Below are 26,941 nucleotides of genomic sequence, written 5' to 3' on the forward strand. Positions count from 1 at the left end.
AGTCGCCGCAGGAGTTTGAGGACAAGTTCAAACGCCAGACAACCTTAATACCTGTCTGAAAAAACTTGACCACTACAAACCCCTCTCCCGCGCGCGGGAGAGGGGAGCAAGAAAGCAGTGGAGACCTGGACTTGAGACCCAATGTTTTCTCCCCTCTCCCGCACGCCTGCGGTACGCCAGGCACCGCGGGACGTCCATCGCCCAGTCTTACTGCGCCCCCTTGTACACCCACTGCATCAGCGCGTCGTGCGCTTCCTGCGCGGCCGAGGCGTTGGGGTGGTTGATGTAGGCCACCACCACGTAGCGGTCGCCGTTGAGTGCGTCGACGTAGCCGGCCAGCGCGCGGACGTCGGCCAGGGTGCCGGTTTTCAGGTAGGCGTTGCCGGCGGCCGTGGCGCGCGTCAGGCGGTTGCGGAGCGTGCCGTCGACGCCCAGGATCGGCAGCGAGTCGACCAGCGTCGGGCCGACGTTGCTGGCCAGCGCCTGTTGCAGCAGGCGGGCCATGTCGTAGGCGCTGATGCGTTCCTCGCGCGACAGCCCCGAGCCGTTTTCCATCACCAGCCCCGGCATGTCCAGCCCCTGCCTGGCCAGCCACTGGTGGATCACGCGCGACGATTTGTCGGTGCTGGCCGGGCCCTTGCGGTCCATTTCCGCGCCGATCGTCAGGAATAGCTGGCGGGCCATCACGTTGTTCGAATACTTGTTGATGTCGCGCACGATGTCGCCAAGCGGCTGGCCGTAGTGGCGCGCCAGCAGGAAGGCGCCGCGCGGCACGGCGCCGCTGCGCAGCCCCGGCGTGCGTGCAAAGCGGCCGCCGGCGTTCTGCCATTCGGCGACGAACCCGCCCCAGATGAAATCGCTATGGCTCAGCGTGGCCAGGTTGACGATGTGCTCGCCGCAATCGGCCGAATAACTGCCGTCGAACGAGGCGACGACCGTGCCGTCTGGCTGCGGCATGATCGCCGGCGTGGCGCGTGACTTCCAGTCGCCGCAGCGGCCGTTGGCCAGCGTCAGCCGATTGTCCACGCGCAACTGCGCCAGCGCCGGGGTAACGGCAACGCCGACGGTGCGATTGGCCGCGTCGGGCGTGATCGTGAACGAAAGCGTCTTGAAGGCGTAGAGCAGGGCGTCCGGATTCACGTTGTAGGCGCGCTGCGTCTCGCCGTCGATCGTGTAGCCGGCTTCGGCGCCGTCGGCAAAGAAGCTGCGGTCCAGCACCACGTCGCCGTCGATGGTGGCGGCGCCGGTGGACCGGGCCGTGGCCACGAGCTTGGCCATTTCCTCGGGCACCAGCTTGGGATCGCCGCGGCCGCGCAGGTAGACGTTGCCGTGGATCGTGCCGTCGGGGCCGGGCTGGGCGTCGGCGTAGAGCGAAGTCAGCCAGCGGAAGTCGGGCCCCAGCAGTTGCAGGCCGGCGAACGTGGTGACCACCTTCATCGTCGACGCCGGATTCATCGGCGTTTCCGCATTCCAGCTCACGCGGGCCTGCGGCGCGCCCACCTTGACGACGTAGAAACTGGCGGCCGACAGCGGCACCTGCGCGCGGCGCAGGGCCGTGGTCACCGTGGCGGGCAGGCCCGACCGCGCGGCGGCGGGATCGGCCGGCTCGGCCCTGGCGCGTGCCACGCCAGCGGTGGCGGCAGCGGTGGCCGCCGCCGTGGCGGCGCGCGCGGCCTTGGTGTTCTTCGAGGGCTTGGCCTGGGCTCCGGACAGGCCGAGGATGAGCAGCGTGGCCGCGACGATGGCGGGCGACAGGCTGCGGCGGAGCAGGGGCGGGCGGTTGGGCATGGCGAGCATGTTAACGCATGGTCCATGCAGCCCGGATGACGTCATGCGGCCGTTTCCGGCCGCAATTCCCGCGCGAGGTCGACCCCGCGCCGCGTGGCGGGGCCGCGTTCGCCGGTCAGCCGTTGGCCGACTGGCAGTCGCGCGTGGCGGAGGGCGGGGCGGCGTTGGGCGTGGCGTTCGGGATCGGGAAGACCGCGTCGTACGCCCAGTTGTAGAAGAACGCGTAGACCATGTAGTAGCCGGCCACGGCAATGTCCATGATGAAGGCGTCCACGAGGCCGATATTCAGGTACCACGCCACCGATGGCAGGAACACGATCAACAGCCCGCCTTCGAACATGACCGCATGGAGTACGCGGATCGGCGTGGACTTCTTGAGTTGGCCCGTGAACCGCAGCATGGCCCGGTCGAACAGGATGTTGTAGACGTAGTTCCACGTGGCGGCGATCAGCGCGGCGACCGCGCCGACGATGCCCATCTGGTGCAGGTCGTAGCCAAAGACCAGGCTGGCCAGCGGGGCAAAGACGATCAGACCGATGACCTCGAACCCGACGGTGTGACGGATACGGTCCGCAGTGGTACGCATGTGATTCTCCAGATGCCCGGGTATCGGGCGACGATGGGCGCCATTCTATCGGCCAGACAGCGGGTCGCAAGTTGGATACCATCTGCCAAACCGATAGATCGCGGGAGTGACCCGTCCCATGAGCCTGTCCCTGGACCAACTGCAGGCCTTCGCCGCCGCCGCCGAGACCGGCTCTTTCTCCGCCGCCGCCCGGCGCCTGGGCAAGGCCCAGTCGGTCATCAGCGCGGCAGTGGCCAATCTCGAAGTCGACCTGGACACCGCGCTGTTCGACCGCAGCGCGCGCTACCCCGTGCTGACGCCGGCCGGCGAGCGGCTGCTGCTGGAGGCGCGCGTGATCCTGGAGCGCTGCGAGCATTTCCGGGGCGTCGCCAAGAGCCTGGGCGAGGGCGTGGAGTCGCGGCTCACGCTGGCTGTCGACGAGCTGTATCCCGAGGAAACGCTGGGCGAGCTGCTGACCGAGTTTTCCGAGCGCTTTCCGTCCGTCGAGCTGGAAGTCCTGTTCCCGCTGATGGAGGACGTGAGCCGGCTGGTGCTGAGCCAGTGCGCGGACCTGGGCATCATGTGGCGCCAGGAAATCCTGCCGCCGGAACTGGGCTTCCACGCGCTGGGCTGGGTGCCGATGCCGATCATCTGCGCGCCCGACCACCCGCTCGCGGCGCATCCCCGCGTCGACTTCGAGGACCTGAAGCGCTACCGCCAACTGATGGTCGCCACGCGCAGCGACAGCGAGGAAAAGAAACGGCTGCGCGTGGCCGCCGAGGTCTGGTGGGTGGAAAGCCAGTGGGTCATCGTCGAACTGGTCAAGCGCCGCCTGGGCTGGGCCTTCGTCCCCTGGCACGTGGCCGCCAACTCCCCGGCCGCCGCCGGCCTGGTATCGCCGCAGGTGACCTTCCAGGACCAGGACTGGCCCGTGGCGATGGAACTGGTCTGGCACAAGCAGCGCCCGCTGGGCAAGGCCGCCACATGGCTGCGCGAGCGGGTCAGCCAGCAGGCGCTGCCGGTGCCGGCGGGGCGGTAGGGGGATGCCGTGGGTTACCGGTCGAGAAACCAGCGCACGAAATTGGCCGCACGCCGATCCGCCGAGGTGGGCGGGAACGTCAACGTGTGGAGCTCGAACGTCCCGCCCCGGACAGGCTGCGCGGCGTCGGTATATCGAATCTCATTGTCGCCAACGTCGAATTTGTTTGCGGGTGACCAGGGCGCGAAGTGATAGCTGCGATGCGCCAACAGTCTCCCCAGCCGGTCGTAGACGCGAAGGCGGGCCTCATGCGGATGGCCGGCCGGGCCGTCAGGGAGGCTGCAAACCTCCAGGACATAGCCTGCGCCGGCGAGTGTTCTTTCGGCCGACCCACAATCCCAGGGACGAGGGTCCAGGCGGAGGGCATAGATGGCAACGGTGCCTGCCAGAAGCAGGCACAGCAGGGAGAAGGTCCGTAGCCGGACCCAGGTTTTCTCGGACATGAGTGATGGGGATTACGGGTCGTTCGTCAGCGCTCCTGTCGATGCGTGACGACGATAGCGCGACACGCTAACGCAGCCACGGTCCGTTGTCTCTCGCACTTCTACGAATTTGGGATGCCTGCCCGCCAGCGGGCGGTGGACGCAGCCGGGCGCTACCTGCCCAACTACGATGCGTGCCAGCCCCGGGCGGCCGTCATGCCGCCGGCCGCCTTTCCCAATGTCACGACGCCCCGCCCGCGGCCCCCTGCTGCGGGGCGGGCTGCGCCGGCTGGGTGGCCTGCGGCGCGCCGTCGGCGGTCGGGCCATGCCACCCACCCCCCAATGCCTTGATCAGCGTCACGGCCGCCGTGCACTGGCGGCCCGTGATCGATAGCGCCGTGCGTTCGGCGGTGTAGGCGGCGGTCTGGGCGGTCAGCACGTCCAGCAGGCCGGCGGTGCCGGCCTTGTAGCGGTTGTTGACCAGCGCCAGCGCCTCGCGGGCCGAGCGCAGGGCGTCGTACTGGACCTGCGCTTCCTCGTCCAGCAGGCGGGCGGCGGCTAGGTTGTCCTCGACTTCCTGGAAGGCTTCCAGCACGGTCTGGCGATAGTTGGCGACGGTCTGGTCGTAGGCGGCCACGGCCTGGGCCTTGGCGGCGCTGCGCAGGCCGCCGTCGAACACGGTGCCGGCCAGGCCGGCGCCGACCGACCATACGCGGTCCGGCAGCGACAGCCAGCGCGCGAGCGTGCTGGCTGTCAGCCCGCCCGATGCGGACAGCGAGAGCGTCGGGTAGTAGGCGGCCTGCGCCACGCCGATGTCGGCGTTGGCCGATGCCATGCGGCGTTCGGCGGCGGCGATGTCCGGACGGCGTTCGAGCAGCGTCGACGGCACCGCCACGGGCACGCGCGGCAGCGTGACGTCGGCATCGGCCACGGCCAGCGCCAGGTCGGCCGGCGGCTTGCCAACGAGCACGGCCAGCGCGTGTTCGTACTGGGCGCGCGTGATCCGGATGTCGATCAACTGGGCCTGGGCGGACTTGAGCTGGGTCTCGGACTGCAGCACGTCGGAGCGCTGCGCCGTGCCGGCCTGGTACTGGTTCTGCACCAGTTGCAGCGAGCGCTGGTAGTCGGCCACGGTGCGTTCCAGCAGCGCGCGCTGGGCATCGGCCACGCGCAGCAGGAAGTAGCTCTGCGCCAGCGTGGCCTGCGTGGACAGCAGCGTCGATGCCAGGTCGGCCTCGCTGGCCTGCGCGCCGGCCTGGGCGCTTTCCACCTGCCGGCGGATGCGGCCCCAGACGTCGATCTCCCATGTGGCGGACAGCGTCGCGTTCTGGCCGTTGGTGATGCGGCCGCCCGAGCTGGACGCGCCGCGCGACACGCCTGCGTTGGCGCCCACCGTCGGGAAATAGCCGGCGCGCGCGGCCGCCAGCGCGGCGGTGGCCTGGCGGTAGACGGCCTCGGCGGCCTTGATGTTCTGGTTCGATACCTGGACCTGCGACATCAGGCCGTCGAGCACCGGATCGTCGAACGCGCGCCACCAGTCGGGGCGGGCCATCGTGTCCTGCGGCTCGGCGGTCTTCCAGTCGCCGGTCCAGGCGGGCATCGCGTCGCCGGCTTCCTTGAACGCCTTGGGCACGGGGGCGTCGGGGCGCTGGTAGTCGGGGCCCACCGCGCAGCCGGCCAGCAGGGCGCAGGCCAGGGCAACGGCGGAGAACGAAGCCGGGATCGGGAAATGGCGGCGGAACATTGCGGGAGCTTTCATCAGTGTTCAAGGTGCGGCGCGGCGCCATCGCCACGGCCGCGCTGGCGGCGGGCGAGCCAGGCGTTGACTTTCAGGCGCCAGCGGTCGAGCGTCAGGTAGACCACTGGCGTCGTGTAGAGCGTGAGCAACTGGCTGACCACCAGGCCGCCGACGATGGAGATGCCCAGTGGGGCGCGCAGCTCGGCGCCGTCGCCGCGGCCGATGGCCAGCGGGATGGCGCCCAGCAGCGCCGCCGCCGTGGTCATCATGATCGGCCGGAAGCGCAGCAGGCAGGCGCGGAAGATGGCGTCACGCGGGCTCAGGCCGTCGCGGCGTTCGGCGTCGATGGCGAAGTCGATCATCATGATCGCGTTCTTCTTGACGATGCCGATCAGCAGAATCACGCCGATCAGCGCAATGATGCTGAACTCGGTCTTGAACAGCAGCAGCGCCAGCAGCGCGCCCACGCCGGCCGACGGCAGCGTCGACAGGATCGTCAGCGGGTGCACGTAGCTTTCGTACAGAATGCCCAGCACGATGTAGATCGTGATGATGGCCGCCAGGATCAGCAGCGGCTGGCTCTTGAGCGAGTCCTGGAACGCCTTGGCGCCGCCGGCGAAGTTGGCCTGCAGCGTCTCGGGCGCGCCGATCTGGGCCATCGCCAGCTTGATGGCGTCGGTGGCCTGCGACAGCGAATAACCCTCGGCCAGGTTGAACGAGATGGTCGACGCCGCGAACTGGCCCTGGTGGTTCACGCCCAGCGGCGTGCTGGTGGGCACCACGCGGGCAAAGGCCGACAGTGGCACGCGGTTGCCGTTGCCGGTGACCACGTAGATGTCCTGCAGCGCGTGCGGCCCCTGCAGGTACTCGGGGCTCAGTTCCATGACCACGCGGTACTGGTTCAGCGGGTGGTAGATCGTCGACACCAGCCGCTGGCCGAAGGCATCGTTCAGGATGGCGTCCACCTGCTGGGCCGTCACGCCGAGCTTGGACGCCGTGTCGCGGTCGATGATGACCGACGTCTGCAGGCCCTTGTCGTTGGTGTCGGTGTCCACGTCCTCCAGCCCCTTGATGTTCGAGATGGCCGCGCGCACCTTGGGTTCCCAGGCGCGCAGCACCTCCAGGTCATCGGACTGCAGCGTGAACTGATAGGCCGAACTGCTCTGCCGGCCGCCCACGCGGATGTCCTGCACCGGCGTCAGGAACAGGCTTGCGCCGGGCTCGCTGGCCAGCTTCACGCGCAGCCGGGCGACGATCTGGTCGGCCGTCTCGGTGCGCTCGGACAGCGGCTTCAGCGTCACGAACATCTGGCCCGTGTTGCGCTGGGAGCCGCCCGTGAAGCCGGTAACGTTGACCACGGCCGGATCGGACTGGACGATCTTGATGAAGCTGTCGAGCTTGGTCCGCATCAGCTGGAACGACGTGGCCTGGTCCGCGCGGATGAAGCCGATCAGCCGGCCCGTGTCCTGCTGCGGAAAGAACCCCTTGGGCACGATCACGTACAGGTACACGTTCAGCGCGATGGTCAGCAGCAGCACGATCCAGACGACCGGGCCGTGCCGCAGCGCCACGCCCAGCGTGCGGCCGTAGGCGTCCTGCATCCAGGTGAAGACGCGCTCGCTGGCGCGGTAGAAGCGGCCCTGCGGCACGTCCGGGCGGGGCGTGCGCAGCAGCCGCGCGCACATCATCGGCGTGGTGGTCAGCGACACCACCAGCGACACCAGGATAGCCACCGACAGCGTGATGGCGAACTCCTGGAACAGCCGGCCGACGATGCCGCCCATCAGCAGCAGCGGGATGAACACGGCGATCAGCGACAGGCTCATCGACAGCACCGTGAAGCCCACCTCGCGCGCGCCGCGCAGCGCGGCGGCCAGCGGCTTCATGCCTTCCTCGATGTGGCGCGAGATGTTCTCCAGCACCACGATGGCGTCGTCGACCACGAACCCCGTGGCAATCGTCAGCGCCATCAGCGAGAGGTTGTTCAGCGAGAATCCGGCCAGGTACATGACCGAGAACGTACCCACCAGCGACACCGGCACGGCCACGCTGGGGATCAGCGTGGCGCGCACGTTGCGCAGGAACACGAACACCACCATGATCACCAGCGCCACCGAGATCATCAGCGTGTGCTCCACCTCGCGCAGCGACGCGCGGATGGTGGGCGTGCGGTCCATCATCACGTCCATCGAGATCGTGGCCGGGATCATCTTGCGCAGCGTCGGCAGCATCGCGTTGACGCGGTCCACCGTCTCGATGATGTTGGCGCCGGGCGACCGGTTCAGCACCAGCAGCACCGACGGCTTGCCGTTGGCCGACCCCGCATTGCGGATGTCCTGCACCGAATCCACCACATTGGCCACGTCCCGCAGCCGCACCGGCACCGCGAACGAATTGGGGCCCGGGTTGGCCGTGTTGCCGCCCGTGGCGCCGGTGCTGATGGTCTGCGTGCCGCTGCTGGTGGTGATGGTGGTCGTGGTGACGCCGTTGACGGTCTTGGTGCTGACGTTGCCGCCGGCGGCCGCGTTGGCCGTGCTGGCGATCAGCGCGCCGGCCGAGGTCGACGAATACGTGCCCGGCGTGGCGTAGCGGATGATCAGCGGCATGTAGTCCTTGGCCGCCATCGCCTGGTCGTTGGCATACACCTGCCACGCCGTGCTGGCGTTGTCCAGGATGCCCAGCGGCCGGTTGGCGTTGGTGGCGCTGATCGTGTTGCGCACATCCTCCAGCGAGATGCCGTACTGGTTCAGCGCCGTGGGATTCAGCTCCACGCGCACGGCCGGCAGCGACGAGCCGCCAATCGTCACCTGGCCCACGCCCTCCACCTGCGACAGCTTCTGCGAGAGGATGGTGGACGCCGCGTCGTAGAGCTGGCCGCGCGACATGGTGGGCGACGTCAGCGCGATGATCATGATCGGCGCGTCGGCCGGGTTGACCTTGCGATAGGTGGGATTGTTCGGCAGGCTCGTGGGCAGCGTGGCGCGGGACGCGTTGATGGCGGCCTGCACGTCGCGCGCGGCGCCGTCGATGTCGCGCGACAGGTCGAACTGCAGCGTCACGCGCGTGGAGCCCAGCGAGCTGCTCGACGTGATCTCGGTGACCCCGGCAATCGCGCCAAGCGCGCGCTCCAGCGGCGTGGCCACGGTGGCGGCCATGGTCTCCGGGCTGGCGCCGGGCAGCGACGCCGAGACCGAGATCGTCGGAAAGTCCACTTGCGGCAGCGGCGATACCGGCAGCAGCCGGAACGCGGCCAGCCCCGCCAGCAGGATGCCGATGGTCAGCAGCGCGGTGGCAACCGGGCGATGAATGAAGGCGGCCGACAGGTTCATCGCAGGGTCGGCTCCTGCGGATGGCGCGGCGCCACGCCGCCGTCACCGCTGTCGTCGCCAGCGTTGCCCGTGCCGCCCGTGCCGTCATCGCCACCCTCGTCCGGGTCGCCAAAGCGGCGCTTGCGCCAGCCCTTGAGCCGGTACGCCACGCGGTCGAACGCCAGGTAGATCACCGGCGTGGTGAACAGCGTCAGCACCTGGCTGACCAGCAGGCCGCCCACCATCGTGATGCCCAGCGGCCGGCGCAGCTCGGACCCGATGCCCGAGCCCAACATCATCGGCAGCGCCGCCAGCAGCGCGGCCATCGTGGTCATCAGGATCGGCCGGAAGCGCAGCAGGCACGCCTGGAAGATCGCGTCGTACGGCTTCATGCCGTGCTCGCGTTCGGCTTCCAGCGCGAAGTCGATCATCATGATCGCGTTCTTCTTGACGATGCCGATCAGCAGGATGATGCCGATGATGGCGATGATGCCCAGGTCCTGGCGGAACAGCAGCAGCGCCAGCAGCGCGCCCACGCCGGCCGACGGCAGCGTTGACAGGATGGTCACCGGGTGGATGGTGCTCTCGTACAGCACGCCCAGCACGATGTACATCGTCACCACGGCGGCCAGGATCAGCCAGAGCGTGTTCGACAGCGACGCCCGGAACGCCAGCGCGGCGCCCTGGAATTCGGTGGCCATCGAGATCGGCAGGCCGATTTCCTGCTCCACCTTGGTGATCTTGTCGACGGCGGCGCCCAGCGACTCGCCCGGCGCCAGGTTGAACGAGATCGTCGCGGCCGGGAACTGGCCCTGGTGGTTGATGACGAGCGGCCCGGTACGCTCGGAAATACGCGCGATCGACCCCAGCGGCACCTGTCCGCCCGACGACGACGGCAGCCGCAGCTCGGCCAGCGACGCCGGGCTGGTGCGGAATTCCGGCATGGTCTCCAGCACCACGCGGTACTGGCTGGCCTGCGTGAAGATCGTGGAGATCAGCCGCTGGCCGAAGGCGCTGTAGAGCGCGCTGTCTATCACGGCCGTGGTGATGCCGAAGCGGGCGGCGGCGTCGCGGTCGATCTCGACGAACGCGCGCAGGCCGTTGTTCTGCTGGTCGCTGGCCACGTCGCGCAGCTCGGGCTCGCGCTGCAGGCGTTCCACCAGCTTCGGCACCCATTCGGCCAGCACGTTCGGATCGGGGTCCTCCACCGTGAACTGGTACTGCGTGCGCGCGACGCGTTCCTCGATCGTCAGGTCCTGCACCGGCTGCATGTAGAGCGCCACGCCGCCCAGCTTCTGCACGGCCGCCTGCAGGCGGTCGGTCACCACCGCCATGCTGTCGCGCTCGTCCTTGGGCTTCAGGTTGATCAGCATGCGGCCGGCGTTGATGGTCTGGTTGGTGCCGTCCACGCCGATGAACGACGAGACGCTGGCCACGGCCGGGTCCTCCAGGATCACCTTCTGCACCGCTTCCTGCTTGCGGCCCATCGACTGGAACGAACTGGTCTGCGCGGCCTCGGTGATGGCCTGGATCACGCCGGTGTCCTGCACCGGGAAGAAGCCCTTGGGCACCAGCAGGTAGAGCAGGCCGGTCAGCACCAGCGTGCCGACGGCCACCACCAGTGTGGCGGTCTGCCGCGCCAGCACCCATTCCAGCGCCCGGCCGTACTTGGCGATCACGTTGTCGAAGAAGCGGCCCGTGGCCAGGTGGAAGCGCGACTGTTCGGACTCGGGCACGTGGCGCAGCAGCCGCGCGCACATCATCGGCGTCAGTGTCAGCGACACCACGGCCGAGATCAGGATGGAGACGGCCAGCGTGATGGCGAACTCGCGGAACAGCCGGCCCACCACGTCGCCCATGAACAGCAGCGGGATCAGCACGGCCACCAGCGAGAACGTCAGCGAGATGATCGTGAAGCCGATCTGCTTGGACCCCTTGAGCGCGGCCGCCATCGGGGAATCGCCTTCCTCGATGTAGCGCATGATGTTCTCGATCATCACGATGGCGTCGTCCACCACGAAGCCCGTGGCGATGGTCAGCGCCATCAGCGTGAGGTTGTTGATCGAGAAGCCGGCCAGGTACATCACGCCAAACGTGCCCACCAGCGACAGCGGCACCGCCACGCCCGGGATGATCGTGGCCGACACGTTGCGCAGGAAGATGAAGATCACCATCACCACCAGCGCGATGGCCAGCAGCAGCTCGAACTCCACGTCGCGCACCGAGGCCCGGATGGTGGTCGTGCGGTCGGTCAGCAACTGCACGTGGACCGATGCCGGCAGCGCCGCCTGCAATTGCGGCAGCAGCGTCTTGATGCGGTCCACCACCTCGATCACGTTGGCGCCGGGCTGGCGCTGGATGTTCACGACGATGGCCGGCCTGGCGTTGGCCCAGGCGGCCAGGCGGCTGTTCTCGGGGCCGTCGACGATCTCGGCCACGTCGGTGATGCGGATCGGCGCGCCGTTCTGGTAGCCGACGATGATCTGCCGGTACTCGTCGGCGGACTTGAGCTGGTCGTTGGCGTCGATGGTGGACGCGCGCGACGGGCCGTCGAAGCTGCCCTTGGCGCCGTTCACGTTGGCGCTGCCGATGGCCGTGCGCAGGTCGTCGATCGACATGCCCAGGTTGGCCAGCGCCGTCGGGTTGGCCTGGATGCGCACGGCCGGGCGCTGGCCGCCGCTGATCGTCACCAGCCCCACGCCCTGGATCTGCGAGATCTTGGCCGCCACGCGGGTGTCCACCATGTCCTGCAGCTTGGGCAGCGGCAGCGTGTCGGACGTCATCGCCAGCGTCATGATCGGCGCGTCGGCCGGGTTGACCTTGCTGTAGACGGGCGGCATCGGCAGGTCGGCCGGCAGCAGGTTGCCGCCGGCGTTGATGGCGGCTTGCACCTCCTGCTCGGCCACGTCGAGCGACAGCGACAGCTCGAACTGCAGCGTGATCACCGACGCGCCGCCCGAGGACGACGACGACATCTGCTTCAGGCCCGGCATCTGGCCGAACTGGCGCTCCAGCGGCGCGGTGACCGACGACGTCATCACGTCGGGACTGGCGCCGGGGTAGAGCGTGGTCACCTGGATGGTCGGGTAGTCGACCTCAGGCAGCGCGGAAAGCGGCAGCAGCTTGAATGCGACCAGCCCCGACAGCAGGATGGCCAGCATCAGCAGCGCCGTGGCGACCGGCCGCTCGATGAAGATGCGTGAAGGATTCATGCCTTGCCCGTCCTGCGCTTACTGCTGCGGCCGCTGACCGACGCTGGCGCCCGGGTTGGCCGGCGAGTTCGTGGTCGGGTTGGGATTGGTGTCGGCGTCGCGCAGGCGGCGGCGCTCGCCGGGCAGCCCGGCGGCATCGCTGGCCGCGCCATGCGCCGCGCTGGCCCCGTGGGCACCGCTGGCACCGCTGGCACCGTGCGCGCCGCTGGCGCCGCCCCAGTTGCCGCGCCGCCCGCGCGCGCGCGGCGCGCTGGACGGCTGCAACTGCGCGGCCCGGGCGGCCGGGTCCACGGCCTCCACGACCATGCCTTCCTTGAGCCGGTCGGCGCCGTCCACGACCACGCGCTGGCCCGGCTCCAGGCCCTTCAGCACGACGGTGCGGGTGCCATCGGTCGGTCCCAGCGTCACCACCTGGACCTTCACGGCGCTGTCGTCGCCCACCACGTAGACGAAGGTGCCCTGCTGGCCACGCTGGATGGCGGCCACGGGGATCACGGTGGCATCCTCCATGGTGTCCACGCGCGTGCGCACGTTGACGAACTGGTTCGGGAACAGCATCCCGTCGGTGTTCTGGAAGATCGCCTTGAGCTTGACCGTGCCGGTGGTGGTGTCGATCTGGTTGTCGGTCGTCAGCAGCGTGCCTTCGGCAAGCTGGTTGCGCATCTGGCGGTCCCAGGCCTGCACGGCCAGCTTCTCGCCGGCGTTGAGCTTCCTGAGCACCGACGGCAGGTTGTCCTCGGGGATCGTGTAGAGCACGGTGATCGGCTGGATCTGCGTGATCAGCGCGATGCCGTTGGTGTCGCCGGTGTTGACGATGTTGCCCGGATCCACCTGGCGCAGGCCGATGCGGCCCGACGTGGGCGCCACGATCCGCGTGTAGCCCAGGTTCAGCCGCGCGTTGTCGACGTTGCCCTGGTCGGTCTTGACCACGCCCTCATACTGGCGCACCAGCGCGTCCTGGGTGTCCACCTGCTGCTTCGAGATCGAATCCTGCGCCAGCAGCGTCTTGTAGCGCTGCTGGTCCAGCCGGGCGTTCTGCAGCAGCGCCTGGTCGCGCGCAAGCTGGCCCACGGCCTGGTCCAGCGCGGCCTGGAACGGGCGCGGATCGATCTCGGCCAGCACGTCGCCGGCCTTGACCATCTGGCCTTCCTTGAACAGCACCTTGAGCAGCGGCCCCGACACCTGGGCCCGCACCGTCACGTTGGCCACCGGCGTGACGTTGCCCAGCCCGTTGAGCACCACGTCCATGTTGCGCCGGGTGACCGTGCTGACCACTACCGGCGAGCGCGGCATCGCGTTCGCCCCGCCCGCTCCGCCCGGCCCCCGCCGGCCCGCGCCCATGCCCGGCGCGCCACTGGCGCCCCCGGCGGCGGCCCCGGCTGCCGGGGTGTCCGCGCGGTGGCCGTACCAGTACCAGGCGGCACCCGCCAGCACGACGATGACGGCGGCGGCAATCCAGGTGCGGCGGCGCGGGCGCGACGGACCGCGCGGCGGGGTGGGGGGGAGAGGCTGACCTTGTTGTGGGTTGGACATGAACGGAATCCTGGGAACCGGCACGACGAAAAAAAGGGGGCGCGTGCCAAACGTATCGCACAGCGGTTGTGACGGCGAAGTGGCAGAAGTATGCCGCATCGCGGGGGCAGGGCGACCCGCCGTCGGATGGGATGGCGCCCGGCATGGGCGCGACACGGGTTGAAGGATAATGTGCAGCCGTCAGCCCCCGTATTTCGCGCCTTCCCGCTTTTATTACACCGGGTTACGGGCGGCGCGGGTGTAACCTCCAGAAACAAAACGCCCGGCGCGGTTTGCAAAGTTGCATGCCGGTCCTGACTATCATGTGCCTATGCGTACAAACCAGCCCACCCAGATCCTTGTCGTCGACGACGACCCCGAACTGCGCGACCTGCTGCGCGAGTACCTGACATCGCAAGGCTTTGCCGTGTCGGTGCTGCACGACGGCGACGGCCTGCAGGCCCGGCTGGAGCGCGAGCGCCCCGCGCTGATCGTGCTGGACCTGATGATGCCCAAGGTCGACGGCCTCACGGCCCTCCGCAACCTGCGTGCCAAGAACGACGACATCCCCGTGATCCTGCTGACCGCCCGGAGCGACGAGATCGACCGGATCGTCGGGCTGGAGATTGGCGCCGACGACTACCTGGGCAAGCCGTTCTCGCCGCGCGAGCTGCTGGCGCGGATCAACGCGGTGCTGCGCCGCAAGCTGGCCCGGCCCGCCGCCGCGCCCGAGGACCGCGAATCGGTGGCCTTCGGCCCGTTCCGCGTGAACTTCCGCCAGCGCTCGCTGGAACGCAGCGGGCAGGCCGTCAACATCAGCGACACCGAGTTCGCGCTGCTGAAGCTGCTGCTGATGCATCCGCTGGAGGTGCTGTCGCGCGAGCGGATCGTGGAGCTGATGTACGGCACCGCCAACGGCATCAGCGACCGCGGCATCGACGTGCAGATCTGGCGCCTGCGCCGCCTGCTGGACGAGGACGCGCAGCGCCCGCGCTATATCCAGACCGTCCGTGGCCGCGGCTACACCTTCGTGCCGGACGAGGCCGAAGACAGCGTCCCGCAATAACTTCCTGGCATGAAGCTGAGAATCGATACCCTGTTCGGGCGGATGGCGCTGCTGATTGCCGCCGTGCTGGTGATCAGCCATTTCTCGTGGCTGGCCATCCTGCGCATGGACCGGCGCCAGCAGCAGATCGACTATTCGGTGGAACAGATGCTGTTCCAGCTCGACAGCATCCAGCGCGCGCTGGACGCCAGGCCGCCGGTGCCGCTGCCCAGCCTGGTGGAGGTGGCGGACACGGCCGCCGCCGACGAGCACGCCGGTCCGGCCAAGGCCGGCCGCCCGCGCCGGCTGGTGGAGCAGTTCACGGGCCGCCTGCCACCGGGGTCCGAAGTGCGGCTGGAGGACGAGCTGTCCACGCCCCGGCTCTGGATCAAGCTGCCGAACCGCAGCCGCTGGATCGCCATGCCGATCCTGTTCGTGCACAACCCGCCGCCCGACAACCGGCTGATGCCGGGCGTGGTGCTGGTGGTGGGCGTGGCTATCGTGTTCGCGCTGTTCGTGGCGTGGCAGATCCAGCGCCCGGTGCGCGACATGGCCGAGGCGGCCGAGAAGGTGTCGCGCCAGCAGGTGGTGCCGCCGCTGCGCGAGCGCGGGCCGCACGAGCTGCGCCAGTTGATCGAGCGTTTCAATCGCATGGTGGCCGACCTGTTCCGCATCGACCAGGAACGCAACACGATGCTGGCGGGCATCGCCCACGACCTGAAGACCCCGCTGGCCCGGCTGCGGCTGCGCGCCGAGATGCTGTCCGATCCCAAGGCGGCGGCCGGGGTGACGCGCGACGTCGACTCGATGTCGGCCATCGTCGAGCAGTTCCTGAGCTTCGCCCAGAGCAGCGAGCCCACCGCCCGCCCGGTGCCGGTGGACAAGCGCATCGGCGAGCTGGCCGCGTCGCTGCAGGAGCAGGACCGGCAGGTGGTGCTGGAACTGGCCGCCGGCGACGGTTTCCGGATGATCGCCACGCAACTGGACCGCATCATCGGCAACCTCGTGGACAACGCCTACGCCTACGGCGCGCCGCCCGTGTGCGTGGCGACGGCCCGCACCCAGGAGGGCTGGCGGCTGACCGTGGAAGACCAGGGGCCGGGCATCCCGGCGGAAGCCATCGAGCGCGTGACCATGCCGTTCGTCCGGCTGGACCCGGCCCGTGGCGGCAACGCCCACTCGGGGCTGGGCCTGGCGATTGTCGACCGGCTGGTCCGCCAGGGCGGCGGCCGCCTGACCATCAGCAACCGCGAGGAAGGCGGCCTGCGCGTGGAAATGGTGTTCCCGTTCACGGCACTGGCCCAGGCCGCCTAGGCCGCGTAGATATTGCGCTGGTTTGCGCCCCTCTCCCGCACGCGGGAGAGGGGTCGGGGGAGAGGGCCGGCCGTCCAGTCAGCGACTGGCCGCCCCCTCAAGCCTTCTTCTTCTCCCCGATCCGGCTTTCCTTGCCGGCCAGCAGCTTGGCGATGTTGGCGCGGTGGCGGGCGATCAGCAGGATGCTGATGACCAGCACGGCGCCGGCGATGATGTCCACGCCGGACGTCAGCACGTAGAAGAACGGCGCGAAGATCGCGGCCACCAGCGCGGCCAGCGACGAATAGCGGAAGAAGAACGCGATGATCAGCCACGTGGCCAGCGTGCCCGCGCCCAGGATCGGGTCGATGGCGAACAGGATGCCGGCCGCCGTGGCCACGCCCTTGCCGCCCGCGAAGCGGTGGAAGACCGGGAACAGGTGGCCCAGGAACACGGCCAGCGCCGCCAGCGCGATGCCGGTGTCGTCGATGCCGTAGCGCGCGCCGACGTACCGGGCCAGCATGACCGCCACGTACCCCTTCAGGCCGTCGCCCAGCAGCGTCAGGATGGCGGCCTTCTTGTTGCCGGTGCGCAGGACATTGGTGGCGCCGGGGTTGCCCGAGCCGTAGCTGTGCGGGTCGGGCAGGCCCATGACCTTGCTGACCACGACGGCGAACGACACCGATCCGATCAGGTAGGCGATGACGGCAGAAATCAGGTTGACCATTGTTGGGTGATGAAGACAAGGAATTTCAGGCTGGCGCGATTGTAGCGCGGCAGCGGGGCCGTTGACTCCGGGGTTACCCCACGGGCCACGGGCCGGCCATCGGGTTCAGTCCGGCAGCGCGCAGGCCACCGGGCTGGCTTCCAGCACGTCGGTCAGCACGGCCGGCGCGATGCTGACCAGATAGCCGCGCCGCCCGCCATTGATATAGATCGTCTCCAGCGCCAGCACGCTGCCTTCCACGTAGACCGGCATCCGCTTCTTCGTGCCAAACGGCGACGTGCCGCCCACCAGGTAGCCGCTGTGCCGCTGCGCCACCTCGGGCTTGCACGGCTGCACGCTCTTGGCGCCGATCTGGCGCGCCAGGTTCTTGGTCGACACCGAGCAGTCGCCGTGCATCAGCACGATCAGCGGCCGGGCGGCCTCGTCCTCCATGACCAGTGTCTTGACCACGTTGTGCTCGGGCACGCCAAGCTGGCGCGCCGATTCGCCGGTGCCGCCGTGGTCGACATAGTCGTAGGGATGCTCGCCGAAGGCCACGCCGCGCTTGCGCAGCAACTGCGTGGCCGGGGTCTCGGAGACGTGTTTCTGTTTGCTCATGGGATGCAAGCCCGCGCTGGCGTCAGCCGCGCGGATGGTGGTGCAGGTGCAGCTCTCGCAGGCGCTCGCGCGCCACGTGCGTGTAGATCTGCGTCGTGGAGATGTCGGCGTGGCCCAGCAGCAGCTGCACCACGCGCAGGTCGGCGCCATGGTTGAGCAGGTGCGTGGCAAACGCGTGCCGCAGCGTGTGCGGCGACAGCGGCGCATGGATGCCGGCGTCGCGCGCGTGCTTCTTGATCAGGTGCCAGAACGCCTGGCGCGTCATGCCCTCGCCGCGCTGGGTCACGAACAGCGCGTCGCTGGCGCGGCCGGCCAGCAGCGCCGGACGGCCCTCGGCCAGGTACTGGCGTAGCCAGTCGCCAGCCTGGGCGCCGAACGGCACCAGCCGCTCCTTGTTGCCCTTGCCGCCCACCACGCGCGCCACGCCCTCGTTCAGGCCGATCTCGATCGTCTTCATGCCGGTGAGTTCGGAGACTCGCAGGCCGCTCGCGTACATCAGCTCCAGCATCGTGCGGTCGCGCAGGCCCAGCGGTGTGCCGGTGTCGGGCGCTTCGAGCAAAGCTTCCACCTGCGCCTCGGACAGCGTCTTTGGAAAGCGCGGCGGCTGCTTGGCCGGCCGCAGCAGCAGGCAGGGGTCGGCCTCGATCATGTGCTCGCGCAGCGCCCACTGGTAGAAGCGGCGGAATACGGTGAGCCGCCGGTTGGCCGACGACGCGCGCGTTTCCGTATGGCGCGCCGAGAAGTAGCCCGACAGCGCCGTATCGTCCACGGCCAGCAGTGCGCCGGCGCCGGTCTCGTGCAGCCAGCGCGCCAGCAGCGCCAGGTCGCGGCGGTAGGCGTCGATGCTGTTGCGCGACAGGCCGTCTTCCAGCCACAGGGCGTCGCAGAACCGGTCGATCAGCGCCAGGTCCTCGTCCAGCGTGGCGCTCATAGCAGCATCGCCCCTTCGTGCCGCAGCAGCCAGCGCTTGACGCCCAGGTGGAAGCCTTCTTCGCCATGGTGGGCAAAGCCGCCCAGCCCGTTGGCGGCCACCACGCGGTGGCACGGAATCACGATCGGAAACCAGTTCTGGCCGCACGCCTGGCCCACGGCGCGCGGCATGCTCTGCAGCCCGCGCGCGATGGTGCCGTAGGTGGTCAGCCCGCCGCGCGGGATGGCGCTGATCGCCTGCCAGACCTTGCGCTGGAAGTCGGTGCCGCGCGTGGCCAGCGGCAGGTTGAACACGACGTCGGGGTTGGCGTAGTAGGCGTTTAGCTGGGCGGCAACCTGGCGGGTCAGCGCGTCGGCCGGGGCGATGTCGGCGAACGATTCGGGCAGGTAGACGATTTCCCGCACCTGCCCGCCCTCGACGCGCACGCCGACCTTGCCGAAGGGCGCGGGCAGGACGGCATCGAAGGGACGTGGCATGGCAGCGGGGCAGGAACGAAGGCGAGGCCCCGATTTTATTCCGATTCTGGCGGGCCGGCGCCAGGACCCTCGCCGCCAGCCCGCCGCCCGGAAAAGAAAAACCACCGGCGCGCGGTGGTTTTTGTCGTCGGCGGGCGGGTGCACCCGCCGCTGGCTTACTGCTCCAGCTTGATGTTCTGCACCTTGACCAGGTTCTTCATCTTGTCGAATTCCTTCTTGATCTCGGCGGCGTGCTGGGCCGGGGAGTTGCCCGACGGCTCGGCGCCGGCAGCCTGCAGGCGGTCGACAAAGCCCTTGTCCTGCAGCGCCTTGACCACGGCGCCGTTCAGCTTGGCGATCACGTCGTCAGGCGTGCCGGCCGGGGCCACCAGGCCGTACCAGGCCGGGTCGTTCGGCTCCTTCAGGCCCATTTCGCCAAATGTCGGCACGTTGGGCAGGCCCTCCACGCGCTTGTTCCAGGCCACCACGATCGGGCGCAGCTTGCCGGCCTTGATGTACGGCATCGACGACGGCAGGTTGTCGACCATGATCGGCACCTGGCCGGCCAGCACGTCGTTCAGCGCCGGGCCCGCGCCACGGTACGGAATGTGGACCATGAAGGTCTTGGTCGACACCTTGAACTGCTCGCCCAGCATGTGGCCGAAGCCGCAGGTGCCCGACGACGCGTACGAGTACTTGCCCGGATTGGCCTTCAGCACGGCCAGGAATTCCTTGTAGTCCTTGGCCGGGAAGCTCGGGTTCACCGCGATCACGTTGGCCACGTTCGCCACGTTGGCGATGGGCTTGAAGTCCTTGATCGGGTCGTACGACAGCTTGGGGTTGCAGGCCGGGTTGACGGCCATGGTCGACACCGTGGAGATGCCGATCGTGTAGCCGTCCGGGGCCGACTTGGCGATGGCGTCGGCGCCAATCGAGCCGCCCCCGCCAGCGCGGTTTTCCACCACCACCGGCTGGCCCAGGATGCGGCTCATCTGGTCGGCCACGCCACGGCCGACGATGTCGGTCGTGCCGCCCGGCGCGAACGGGATGATCAGGCGGATGGGCTTGCTAGGGTAGTTGCTCTGCGCGTGCGCAATCGATGCCACGGACGCGGTGGCCGCGATGGCCAGGGTCAGTGCGGTCTTTACAGCTTGCATGGATGAGGGTCTCCCGTCGTAAAAGCCGGGCAGGTCGCCCGGGGAGGTCATGAATCACCGGCGCCACGGATGGCGTGAGGCGCCGGCGTGCTTGGATCAGCCGCCCAGCAGGCCGCGCTTCAGGTTGCGGTCCACCGGGTGTTCGCCCAGGAAGATCCGCAGCACGGCCTGATAGAAATCTTCGCCCGGGATGGCCTGGCCGCGCGGAATGCCATTCAGCGTGACCGCGGTGCCGCCATCGGGGGTGAAGTCGAAATTGATGATGTCGCCGCGCTGCGCCGTGCCCAACTGGGTCATCGTGCGTTCCAGCAGCAGCACCCGGTCTGACAGAAGCTGCAACTGCAGCTCGGAATGGTTCTCGCGCAGCCCTTCGTTGAGGGCCTTCACGAACTGGGCCGATTCCACCTCGCGCAGCGGCCGGATCTGCAGCCGCTTCGGCCCGGGGGACCCCAGCGCCACCGTGGCGTTGCGCGCCCGCTCGGGCAGGTACAGCGCCGCCGCGTAGCCCTTGATCACGAACACCTGCCGCAGCCCGGTGCCGTTCAGCGGCAACTGCTTGCCGCCCAGGCGCGCCATGTCGTCGAACCGCACGCCCTCGATCTCCATGGCCGATGCCGCCGGCAGCAGCAGGCCGAACGCCAGCGACGCGCACAGCGAAACGGCAAGGCGGCGGGAAAGCAGGGCGCGGCGGGACGAAGACGGCTCGGACTTCATGGTGCGACAGGCGGTTGCGGCGGGCGGTGCAAAACCGAGGGCAAGGCAAATTCAGCGTGCCATCGTGCATGAAATCTGAAAAAATACCCATCCGTATCTGCCCTAGGCTTCACTTTTGACGAAGCCTGCCGTCGGGCCGGACGATAACGACAACATTCGAGACATGTCTGCCGCCCTGCTGCTCGTGCCGGACTTCAGCCTGATCCTGATCGGCTGGCTGCTGGTCCGATATACCCCGTTTGACCGCACGTTCTGGGCTGGCGTCGAGCGCCTGGTCTATTTCGTCCTGTTTCCCGCGCTGCTGTTGCAGTCGACCAACAGTGCGCGGTTCGATTTCTCCACCACCTCCGCCATGCTGGGCCTGGCGCTGGCCACGATGGCCTTCGGCATGGTCACCGGCTTCCTGGTCAGGTTCGTCCTGCGGCCCGACCCGGTGGACTTCGCCTCGGGCTTCCAGACCGCGTTCCGTTTCAATTCCTATATCGGCCTGGCGCTGGCGTCCCGCATCGGCGGTGGCGAGGGGCTGGCGCTGATGGCGCTGGTCGTCGGCATCACCGTGCCCATCTGCAACGTGGCGGCGGTCTGGGCGCTGGCCCGGCAGGGCGAGGCCCGGCTGCTGCGCGAACTGGCGCGCAACCCGCTGATCCTGGCCACGGCCATCGGGCTGGCGACCAACCTGCTGGGCCTGCATCCGCCCGAGGTGGTCGGCATGACGCTGGGCCGCCTGGGCTCGGCGTCCACGGCGCTGGGCCTGATGACGGTGGGCGCCGGGCTGCAACTGAGCGGCGCCACGGGGGCAGTGGGGCCGATGGCGTGGTGGACGGCCGTCAAGCTGCTGGCCATGCCGTGCTTCGCCTGGCTGGCCGGGCGCCACCTGCCGCTGACCACGCTGCAGTACGAGATCGTGGTGGTCTACGCCGCGCTGCCGACCGCGTCCAGCGCCTACATCCTGGCCGTGCGCATGGGCGGCAACGGGCCGATGGTGGCGGCCACCATCTCGGCGATGACCGTCGCGGCCGTGGTTACCACGCCGGTCTGGCTCTCGCTGGTCAGCTAGTCGATCAGTCTGCGGCGGGGTCCTGGGCCAGCGCCCAGTCGACATGCTCGCGCACCAGCGGCGTGGCCGTGTCCTGGCAGGCCCGCAGCGCGGCGCGGATGCGCGCGGCCAGCGCCGGATCGTCCGCCGCCGCCCGCCGCAGGCTGTTGCCCAGCCCCACGGCCAGGTTGCGCAGCCAGCGTTCGTGGCCGATGCGCCGGATCGGGCTGCCTTCCAGCCGCTGGTTGAACTCGGCTTCCGTCCAGCCGAACAGGTCGACCATGTCCGGCGCGTCAAAGCCGTTGCGGACGTCGAAATCGGGCAGCGTGGCACGGTGCGCGAACTTGTTCCACGGGCAGGCCAGCTGGCAGTCGTCGCAGCCATAGACGCGGTTGCCCATCGGCGCGCGCAGCGGCTCGGGAATCGGCCCCTTGTGCTCGATGGTCAGGTACGAGATGCAGCGGCGCGCGTCCAGCCGGTATGGCTCCAGGATAGCGCCGGTGGGGCAGATATCGATGCAGCGGCGGCAGCTTCCGCAGTGCGGGACTTCGGCCGGGTCCGCCGGCAGCGGGATATCGACCAGGATCTCGCCCAGGAAGAACATCGACCCGCCGTCGCGGTCCAGCAGCAGCGTATGCTTGCCGCGCCAGCCCAGCCCGCCCTGGCTGGCCAGCGCCACCTCCATCACCGGCGCCGAGTCGGTGAACACGCGATACCCGAACCTGCCGATCTCGGTCTCGATGCGGGCCGCCAGTTGCTGCAGCCGGTTGCGCAGCACCTTGTGATAGTCCCGGCCGCGCGCGTACAGCGAGACGACGGCCGTGGCCGGATCGTCCAGCCGGGCCAGCTCGTGGCGCCGCCAGTCGGCGGGGCCGTCGGCCGGCAGATAGGGCATCCGTGCGACGATGGCGCGCACCGTGCCCGGCACCAGTTCATGCGGCCGCGCGCGCCGTGTGCCGTGGTTCGCCATATAATCCATGTCGCCGTGGCAGCCCGCCTGCAACCACGCGAGCAGGCCCGCCTCGGCGTGCCGCAGGTCGACGTCGGCCACCCGGATCTCGTCGAAACCCAGCTCGCGTCCCCACCCGCGCAACGCCACCGCGAGCGAGTCCAGCGCCGCCTGCCCGATGACGGGGGCGGTGGCGGCGGGCGTCGGGACGGCGTCTTGCGCGGGCGGATTCCCGCGGCTCGGCGGGGTGGGGGCGGGCACTGCACGGTCGATCATCCCTGAATTGTACGCAATGCCCCTGCTTGAAGAACGCATCCTCCCGCTGCCCGACGAAGCCGCCACCGGCCGGCTGGGCGCCGCGCTGGCCGGGGCCGTGCGCGCCATGCCGCCGCGCACGGTGCACGTGCAGCTTTCCGGCGACCTGGGCGCCGGCAAGACCACGCTGTCCCGGGCCGTGCTGCGCGCGCTGGGCCACGCCGGCAAGGTCCGCAGCCCCACCTACACGCTGTGCGAGCCGTATCCGGTGCAGCGCGCCGATGGCTCGGCGCTGACCGTCTACCACTTCGACCTGTACCGCTTTGCCGATCCCGAGGAGTGGATCGACGCCGGTTTCCGGGACTGTTTTGCCGAGCCGGCCTTCAACCTGGTGGAATGGCCCGAGAAGGCCGGGCGCCTGCTCGGGGAACCGGACCTGCACGTGTGGCTCCAACCGGACAGCCGCGTGCTGCATTCTGGCGACAATCGTGCCGATAACGGTGCCGATGACGACGCGGATCGCCGCATGGCGACGTTGCGCGCCTATACTCCCACTGGACTTATCCTGCTGAACGCATGCTGATCAAGCGACTTGCCACTGACCGACCCGATGGACCCGACGGCCTGCTGCAGGCCCGCCGGAAATGGATGGCGCAGGCCCTGAAGGTGGGCGCCGGAACGGTCGTCCTGTCGCTCGCGGGCCCGCAGATCGCGTTCGGCGCCGGCATCGTGGCCGTGCGCGTCTGGCCGGCCGAGGACTACACCCGGGTCACCATCGAGTCCGACGAGAAGCTCGTGGCCGTGCACCAGATGATCCGCAACCCGGACCGGCTGGTGGTCGACATCGACGGGCTCGACCTGTCGCCGACGCTGCGCGAGCTGGTGGCCAAGATCACGCCGAACGACCCCTACATCCAGTCGGTGCGCGTGGGCCAGAACCGGCCGCGCGTGGTGCGGATGGTGTTCGACCTGAAGGAAGACGTCTCGCCGCAGGTGTTCACGCTGCTGCCGATCGCCGAGTACAAGAACCGGCTCGTGTTCGACCTGTATCCGGTGAATCCGCCCGACCCGCTCTGGAAGCTCGTGCGCGACACCGAGGACAAGCAGCGTCGCTTTGCGTCGAATCCGCCGCCCGCGGGCACCGACGCCGCCATCGCGGGCGCGCCCGCCGGGGCCGAGGAAGACGCCATCGGCGCCATCGTGCGCAAGTTCGAGGACCGCGACCAGTTGCCGCCGGCCACCACCGCGCCGCCGCCGCCCGTGGTGGCGACCGTGAGGCCGAAGCCGTCGGCACCGGACAAGCCGTCCGCGCCGCCCGCGCCGCCGCCGCTGGCCCAGACCAACGTGCCGCCGCCCAGCCAGTTCAAGATGCGCCGGCTGCTGACCGTGGCGCTGGACCCCGGCCACGGCGGCGAGGACCCTGGCGCCATCGGCGCGGCCGGATCGCGCGAGAAGGACGTGGTGCTGCAGATTGCCACCCGGCTGCGCAAGAAGATCGACAACGAACCGAACATGCGCGCGATGATGACGCGCGACTCGGACTTCTTCGTGCCGCTGAACGTGCGCGTGCAGAAGGCCCGGCGCGTGCAGGCGGACCTGTTCGTGTCGATCCACGCCGACGCGTTCGTCTCGCCCGAGGCGCGCGGGGCGTCGGTCTTCGCGCTGTCCGAGCGCGGCGCGTCGAGCTCCGCCGCGCGCTGGCTGGCCAACAAGGAAAACAACGCCGACCTGATCGGCGGCACCAACATGGGCAACAAGGACGCCCAGGTGTCGCGCGTGCTGCTGGACCTGTCGACCACGGCCCAGATCAACGACAGCATGCAGGTGGGCAAGTCGGTGCTGGCCGAGATCGGCGGCATCAACAAGCTGCACAAGGGCAGCGTCGAACAGGCCGGGTTTGCGGTGCTCAAGGCGCCGGACATTCCGTCGATCCTGATCGAGACCGCCTTCATCTCGAACCCCGAGGAAGAGCGCAAGCTCAACGACGACGCCCACCAGGAACAACTGGCCAACGCCATCCTGCGCGGCATCAAGGCTTACTTCGCCAAGAACCCGCCGCTGTCGCGGAATCCGTCGGTGTAGGCGGCGCCACAACACCCGCACCACCAAACAAAAACCGGCGCCTGGGCGCCGGTTTTTTCATGGGCGGGACCGCTCAGGCCCGTACCGTGTTGCGGGCTTCCTTCACGTCGTCGCGGCTGGCGTAGCGGGCGGCCAGCACCGAGCAGACGATCAGCTGGAGCTGGTGGTAGACCATCAGCGGCAGCACCAGCAGGCCCAGCGCCGGGTGGCCGGCGAACAGGATCTTGGCCATCGGGATGCCGTTGGCCAGGCTCTTCTTGGAGCCGCAGAACACCGCCGTGATCTCGTCTTCCACCGAGAAGCCCAGCCGGCGCGCCGTGAACGTGGTCGTGCCCAGGATCACGAACAGCAGGATGGCGGCGATGCCCATCACGGCGCCGATGGTCTGCCACGAATACTGATGCCACAGGCCCGCAGCGGTGGCATCGCAAAACGACGAATACACGATCAGTACGATCACGCCGCGGTCGATCTTGTTGGTGATCTGCTTCTTCCTGGCCAGCCAGTTGCCGATCAGCGGCCGGAACGCCTGGCCCAGCGCGAACGGCAGCAGCAGTTGCAGCGCCACGCCCATCAGCGCGCGGCCCAGCGGCATCGACGCGCCGCTGGCGCTGATCACCAGGCCCATCAGCAGCGGAGTCAGTGCCATGCCGATCAGGCCCGAGATGGTGGCGTTGAAGATGGCGCCGGGCACATTGCCGCGCGCCATCGACGTCATGGCGACCGACGACGACACCGTGGACGGCAGCGCGCACAGGTAGAACACGCCCAGCAGCAGCTCCGGCGGCAGCGTGTTGCGCAGCGACAGCATCAGCAGTGCACCCACGATCGGGAACACCACATAGGTGAACGCCTGCACGAACGTGTGCAGCCGCCAGTGCTTGGCCCCGGCTACCAGCTTTTCGCGCGACAGCGCGGCACCGTGCAGGAAGAAGACCAGCGCGACACCCAGGTTGGTGACGATGCCAAGGTGGAGCGGGCCGTCGCCGGCGCCGATCTCGGGCGCGAGCAGCGCCACGGCGATGGCGCACAGCATGATCAGAACGAACCCGTCGATCAGGTCGTAGGCTTTCTTGAAAGGAGCTAGGAGGGCAGACATCGGGGATAGTGCTTAAGGGTTTCCGCTTGGTATTGGACGCTTGTCTTGCTTAGAATGCAAATTCATTTATTGCATCCATCTATCGCTTCGTTGCATGAATTACACACTGCGGCAATTAAGGGTCTTTCTGGCGGTGGCGGCGCACGGCAGCTTCAGCCGGGCGGCGGACGCCGTGGGACTCACCCAGCCGGCCGTGAGCCGTGGTGTGGCCGAGCTGGAAGACGCGCTGGGCGTCCGGCTGCTCGATCGCACGACCCGCGAGGTGGTGCTGACCGATGCCGGCACCGCGCTCGTCCCGGCACTGGAGCGACTTTTGGGCCAGCTCGATGACACGCTCGAAGAAACCCGCCAATTAGGCGAGCGCTATCGGGGGAGGGTGGTGATAGCCAGTGCGCCGACGATCTCGGCGCGGCTGATGCCGCTGTACGTGTCGGCCTGCGCCAGCCAGTACCCGGAGATCCGGCTGTTCGTGCGCGACAACGTCCAGGCCGACGGCCTGGAGCAGATCCGGGCCGGCGCGGTGGACTTCGGGGTGCTGATCGATCCGCTGGCGCGCGAGGGGCTGACCATCGCGCCGCTGGCGACCGATCCGTTCTGCTTCGTCTGCCGGCGCGACCATCCGCTGGCGCAGGCCGAATCGGTGCCGTGGAGCGCGCTGCATGGCGAGCGGCTGGTGCTGCTGGACTTTGCGTCGGGCAGCCGGCCGCTGATCGACCGGATTCTGGCGCGCCACGGCGTGGCGCCGCAGGTGGTGCAGGAGCTGGGCCACTCGGCCAGCGTGTTCGGCATGGTGGAGGCGGGCATCGGGGCGTCGGTGCTGCCGTCGTTCTCGCTGCCCCTGCCGGAAGCGTCGCCGCTGGTGTCCCGCCCGCTGACGCCGCGCGAGGAGCGCAGCATCGTCATGGTCCGCCGCGAGGACCGCTCGCTGTCGCCGGCCGCCGCGGCGGTCTGGGAGCTGGTCCGGAACCTGCCGATCCCCGCCGAGGCGGCGGGCTGATCAGCTAGTCCCTGGCGGTA

22 protein-coding genes are annotated in these 26,941 nt (G+C 69.0%); 7 read left to right on the plus strand and 15 right to left on the minus strand.

The features are described 5' to 3' along the window. Positions 1 to 207: 207 nt before the first annotated feature. Both dacB and QTN24_RS04155 read right to left on the minus strand, forming a co-directional pair. Complete coding sequence (gene dacB, locus QTN24_RS04150; RefSeq protein ID WP_313835400.1) at positions 208 to 1,797, minus strand: D-alanyl-D-alanine carboxypeptidase/D-alanyl-D-alanine-endopeptidase; 1,590 nt, start codon at positions 1,795 to 1,797, stop codon at positions 208 to 210. A gap of 106 nt (positions 1,798 to 1,903) precedes the next feature. Beyond that, on the minus strand, positions 1,904 to 2,374 hold the full coding sequence (locus tag QTN24_RS04155) for a PACE efflux transporter (RefSeq protein WP_124682350.1): 471 nt from the start codon (positions 2,372 to 2,374) through the stop codon (positions 1,904 to 1,906). Positions 2,375 to 2,492: 118 nt separating this feature from the next. Here QTN24_RS04155 and QTN24_RS04160 point away from each other — a divergent pair, with 118 nt between their 5' ends. After that, positions 2,493 to 3,392, plus strand: coding sequence for a LysR family transcriptional regulator (locus QTN24_RS04160; protein ID WP_313835401.1), 900 nt, complete (start codon positions 2,493 to 2,495; stop codon positions 3,390 to 3,392). Between the two features lie 14 nt (positions 3,393 to 3,406). Here QTN24_RS04160 and QTN24_RS04165 read toward each other — a convergent pair whose 3' ends face one another. From QTN24_RS04165 to QTN24_RS04185, 5 genes are all read right to left on the minus strand, one after another. Next, positions 3,407 to 3,835 carry a hypothetical protein gene (locus QTN24_RS04165; RefSeq protein WP_124682348.1) on the minus strand — a complete coding sequence of 143 codons (429 nt, stop codon included), beginning with the start codon at positions 3,833 to 3,835 and terminating at the stop codon, positions 3,407 to 3,409. Positions 3,836 to 4,055: 220 nt separating this feature from the next. After that, the gene (locus QTN24_RS04170; protein ID WP_313835402.1) at positions 4,056 to 5,573 is read right to left on the minus strand and encodes an efflux transporter outer membrane subunit; all 1,518 of its coding nucleotides are present in this window, start codon (positions 5,571 to 5,573) and stop codon (positions 4,056 to 4,058) included. Next, positions 5,573 to 8,881, minus strand: a complete 3,309-nt coding sequence (locus tag QTN24_RS04175) for an efflux RND transporter permease subunit (RefSeq protein WP_313835403.1) — start codon at positions 8,879 to 8,881, stop codon at positions 5,573 to 5,575. The genes QTN24_RS04170 and QTN24_RS04175 overlap by 1 nt, the downstream gene beginning before the upstream one ends. Beyond that, on the minus strand, positions 8,878 to 12,072 hold the full coding sequence (locus tag QTN24_RS04180; RefSeq protein ID WP_313835404.1) for an MdtB/MuxB family multidrug efflux RND transporter permease subunit: 3,195 nt from the start codon (positions 12,070 to 12,072) through the stop codon (positions 8,878 to 8,880). The genes QTN24_RS04175 and QTN24_RS04180 overlap by 4 nt, the downstream gene beginning before the upstream one ends. 18 nt (positions 12,073 to 12,090) lie before the next feature. Beyond that, positions 12,091 to 13,605 carry an MdtA/MuxA family multidrug efflux RND transporter periplasmic adaptor subunit gene (locus QTN24_RS04185; RefSeq protein WP_313835405.1) on the minus strand — a complete coding sequence of 505 codons (1,515 nt, stop codon included), beginning with the start codon at positions 13,603 to 13,605 and terminating at the stop codon, positions 12,091 to 12,093. A gap of 310 nt (positions 13,606 to 13,915) precedes the next feature. Between QTN24_RS04185 and QTN24_RS04190 the strand changes: the two genes are divergently transcribed. Both QTN24_RS04190 and QTN24_RS04195 read left to right on the plus strand, forming a co-directional pair. Beyond that, positions 13,916 to 14,650, plus strand: coding sequence for a response regulator (locus tag QTN24_RS04190; RefSeq protein ID WP_124682343.1), 735 nt, complete (start codon positions 13,916 to 13,918; stop codon positions 14,648 to 14,650). A gap of 9 nt (positions 14,651 to 14,659) precedes the next feature. Next, complete coding sequence (locus QTN24_RS04195; protein WP_124682342.1) at positions 14,660 to 15,943, plus strand: ATP-binding protein; 1,284 nt, start codon at positions 14,660 to 14,662, stop codon at positions 15,941 to 15,943. A gap of 97 nt (positions 15,944 to 16,040) precedes the next feature. On the opposite strand, the gene plsY is transcribed toward QTN24_RS04195, so the two are convergent. From plsY to QTN24_RS04225, 6 genes are all read right to left on the minus strand, one after another. Next, positions 16,041 to 16,649 (minus strand): glycerol-3-phosphate 1-O-acyltransferase PlsY, encoded by a 609-nt coding sequence (gene plsY / locus QTN24_RS04200; protein ID WP_124682341.1) that lies wholly within the window; start codon positions 16,647 to 16,649, stop codon positions 16,041 to 16,043. A 105-nt stretch (positions 16,650 to 16,754) separates the two neighbouring features. After that, positions 16,755 to 17,246: a Cys-tRNA(Pro) deacylase gene (gene ybaK, locus QTN24_RS04205; protein ID WP_313835406.1), complete on the minus strand. Its 492-nt coding sequence runs from the start codon at positions 17,244 to 17,246 to the stop codon at positions 16,755 to 16,757. Positions 17,247 to 17,268: 22 nt separating this feature from the next. Further along, positions 17,269 to 18,177, minus strand: coding sequence for a site-specific tyrosine recombinase XerD (gene xerD, locus QTN24_RS04210; RefSeq protein WP_313835407.1), 909 nt, complete (start codon positions 18,175 to 18,177; stop codon positions 17,269 to 17,271). Beyond that, a complete protein-coding gene (locus tag QTN24_RS04215; RefSeq protein ID WP_313835408.1) occupies positions 18,174 to 18,653 on the minus strand; it encodes a methylated-DNA--[protein]-cysteine S-methyltransferase in 480 nt (159 codons plus the stop codon). The genes xerD and QTN24_RS04215 overlap by 4 nt, the downstream gene beginning before the upstream one ends. 155 nt (positions 18,654 to 18,808) lie before the next feature. Beyond that, positions 18,809 to 19,789: a tripartite tricarboxylate transporter substrate binding protein BugE gene (locus QTN24_RS04220; RefSeq protein ID WP_313835409.1), complete on the minus strand. Its 981-nt coding sequence runs from the start codon at positions 19,787 to 19,789 to the stop codon at positions 18,809 to 18,811. A gap of 96 nt (positions 19,790 to 19,885) precedes the next feature. Then, positions 19,886 to 20,503, minus strand: a complete 618-nt coding sequence (locus tag QTN24_RS04225) for a chalcone isomerase family protein (RefSeq protein ID WP_124682336.1) — start codon at positions 20,501 to 20,503, stop codon at positions 19,886 to 19,888. 163 nt (positions 20,504 to 20,666) lie between these two features. Here QTN24_RS04225 and QTN24_RS04230 point away from each other — a divergent pair, with 163 nt between their 5' ends. Next, positions 20,667 to 21,560, plus strand: coding sequence for an AEC family transporter (locus tag QTN24_RS04230; RefSeq protein WP_124682335.1), 894 nt, complete (start codon positions 20,667 to 20,669; stop codon positions 21,558 to 21,560). Positions 21,561 to 21,564: 4 nt separating this feature from the next. Here the strand turns inward: QTN24_RS04230 and queG are convergent, their stop codons facing one another. Continuing rightward, positions 21,565 to 22,764, minus strand: coding sequence for a tRNA epoxyqueuosine(34) reductase QueG (gene queG / locus QTN24_RS04235; protein ID WP_313835410.1), 1,200 nt, complete (start codon positions 22,762 to 22,764; stop codon positions 21,565 to 21,567). Between the two features lie 16 nt (positions 22,765 to 22,780). Here queG and tsaE point away from each other — a divergent pair, with 16 nt between their 5' ends. Beyond that, positions 22,781 to 23,326, plus strand: coding sequence for a tRNA (adenosine(37)-N6)-threonylcarbamoyltransferase complex ATPase subunit type 1 TsaE (gene tsaE, locus QTN24_RS04240; RefSeq protein ID WP_124682333.1), 546 nt, complete (start codon positions 22,781 to 22,783; stop codon positions 23,324 to 23,326). Beyond that, entirely contained in the window at positions 23,320 to 24,825 is a 1,506-nt protein-coding gene (locus tag QTN24_RS04245) for an N-acetylmuramoyl-L-alanine amidase (protein WP_313835411.1), read from the plus strand. The genes tsaE and QTN24_RS04245 overlap by 7 nt, the downstream gene beginning before the upstream one ends. Positions 24,826 to 24,898: 73 nt before the next feature. On the opposite strand, the gene QTN24_RS04250 is transcribed toward QTN24_RS04245, so the two are convergent. Continuing rightward, positions 24,899 to 25,924: a bile acid:sodium symporter family protein gene (locus QTN24_RS04250; protein WP_313835412.1), complete on the minus strand. Its 1,026-nt coding sequence runs from the start codon at positions 25,922 to 25,924 to the stop codon at positions 24,899 to 24,901. A gap of 94 nt (positions 25,925 to 26,018) precedes the next feature. Between QTN24_RS04250 and QTN24_RS04255 the strand changes: the two genes are divergently transcribed. Then, positions 26,019 to 26,921 (plus strand): LysR family transcriptional regulator, encoded by a 903-nt coding sequence (locus QTN24_RS04255; RefSeq protein ID WP_124682330.1) that lies wholly within the window; start codon positions 26,019 to 26,021, stop codon positions 26,919 to 26,921. Positions 26,922 to 26,941 lie beyond the last annotated feature (20 nt).

It is taken from the genome of Cupriavidus sp. SZY C1, from assembly GCF_032190535.1.
Taxonomy (GTDB): domain Bacteria; phylum Pseudomonadota; class Gammaproteobacteria; order Burkholderiales; family Burkholderiaceae; genus Cupriavidus; species Cupriavidus pauculus_C.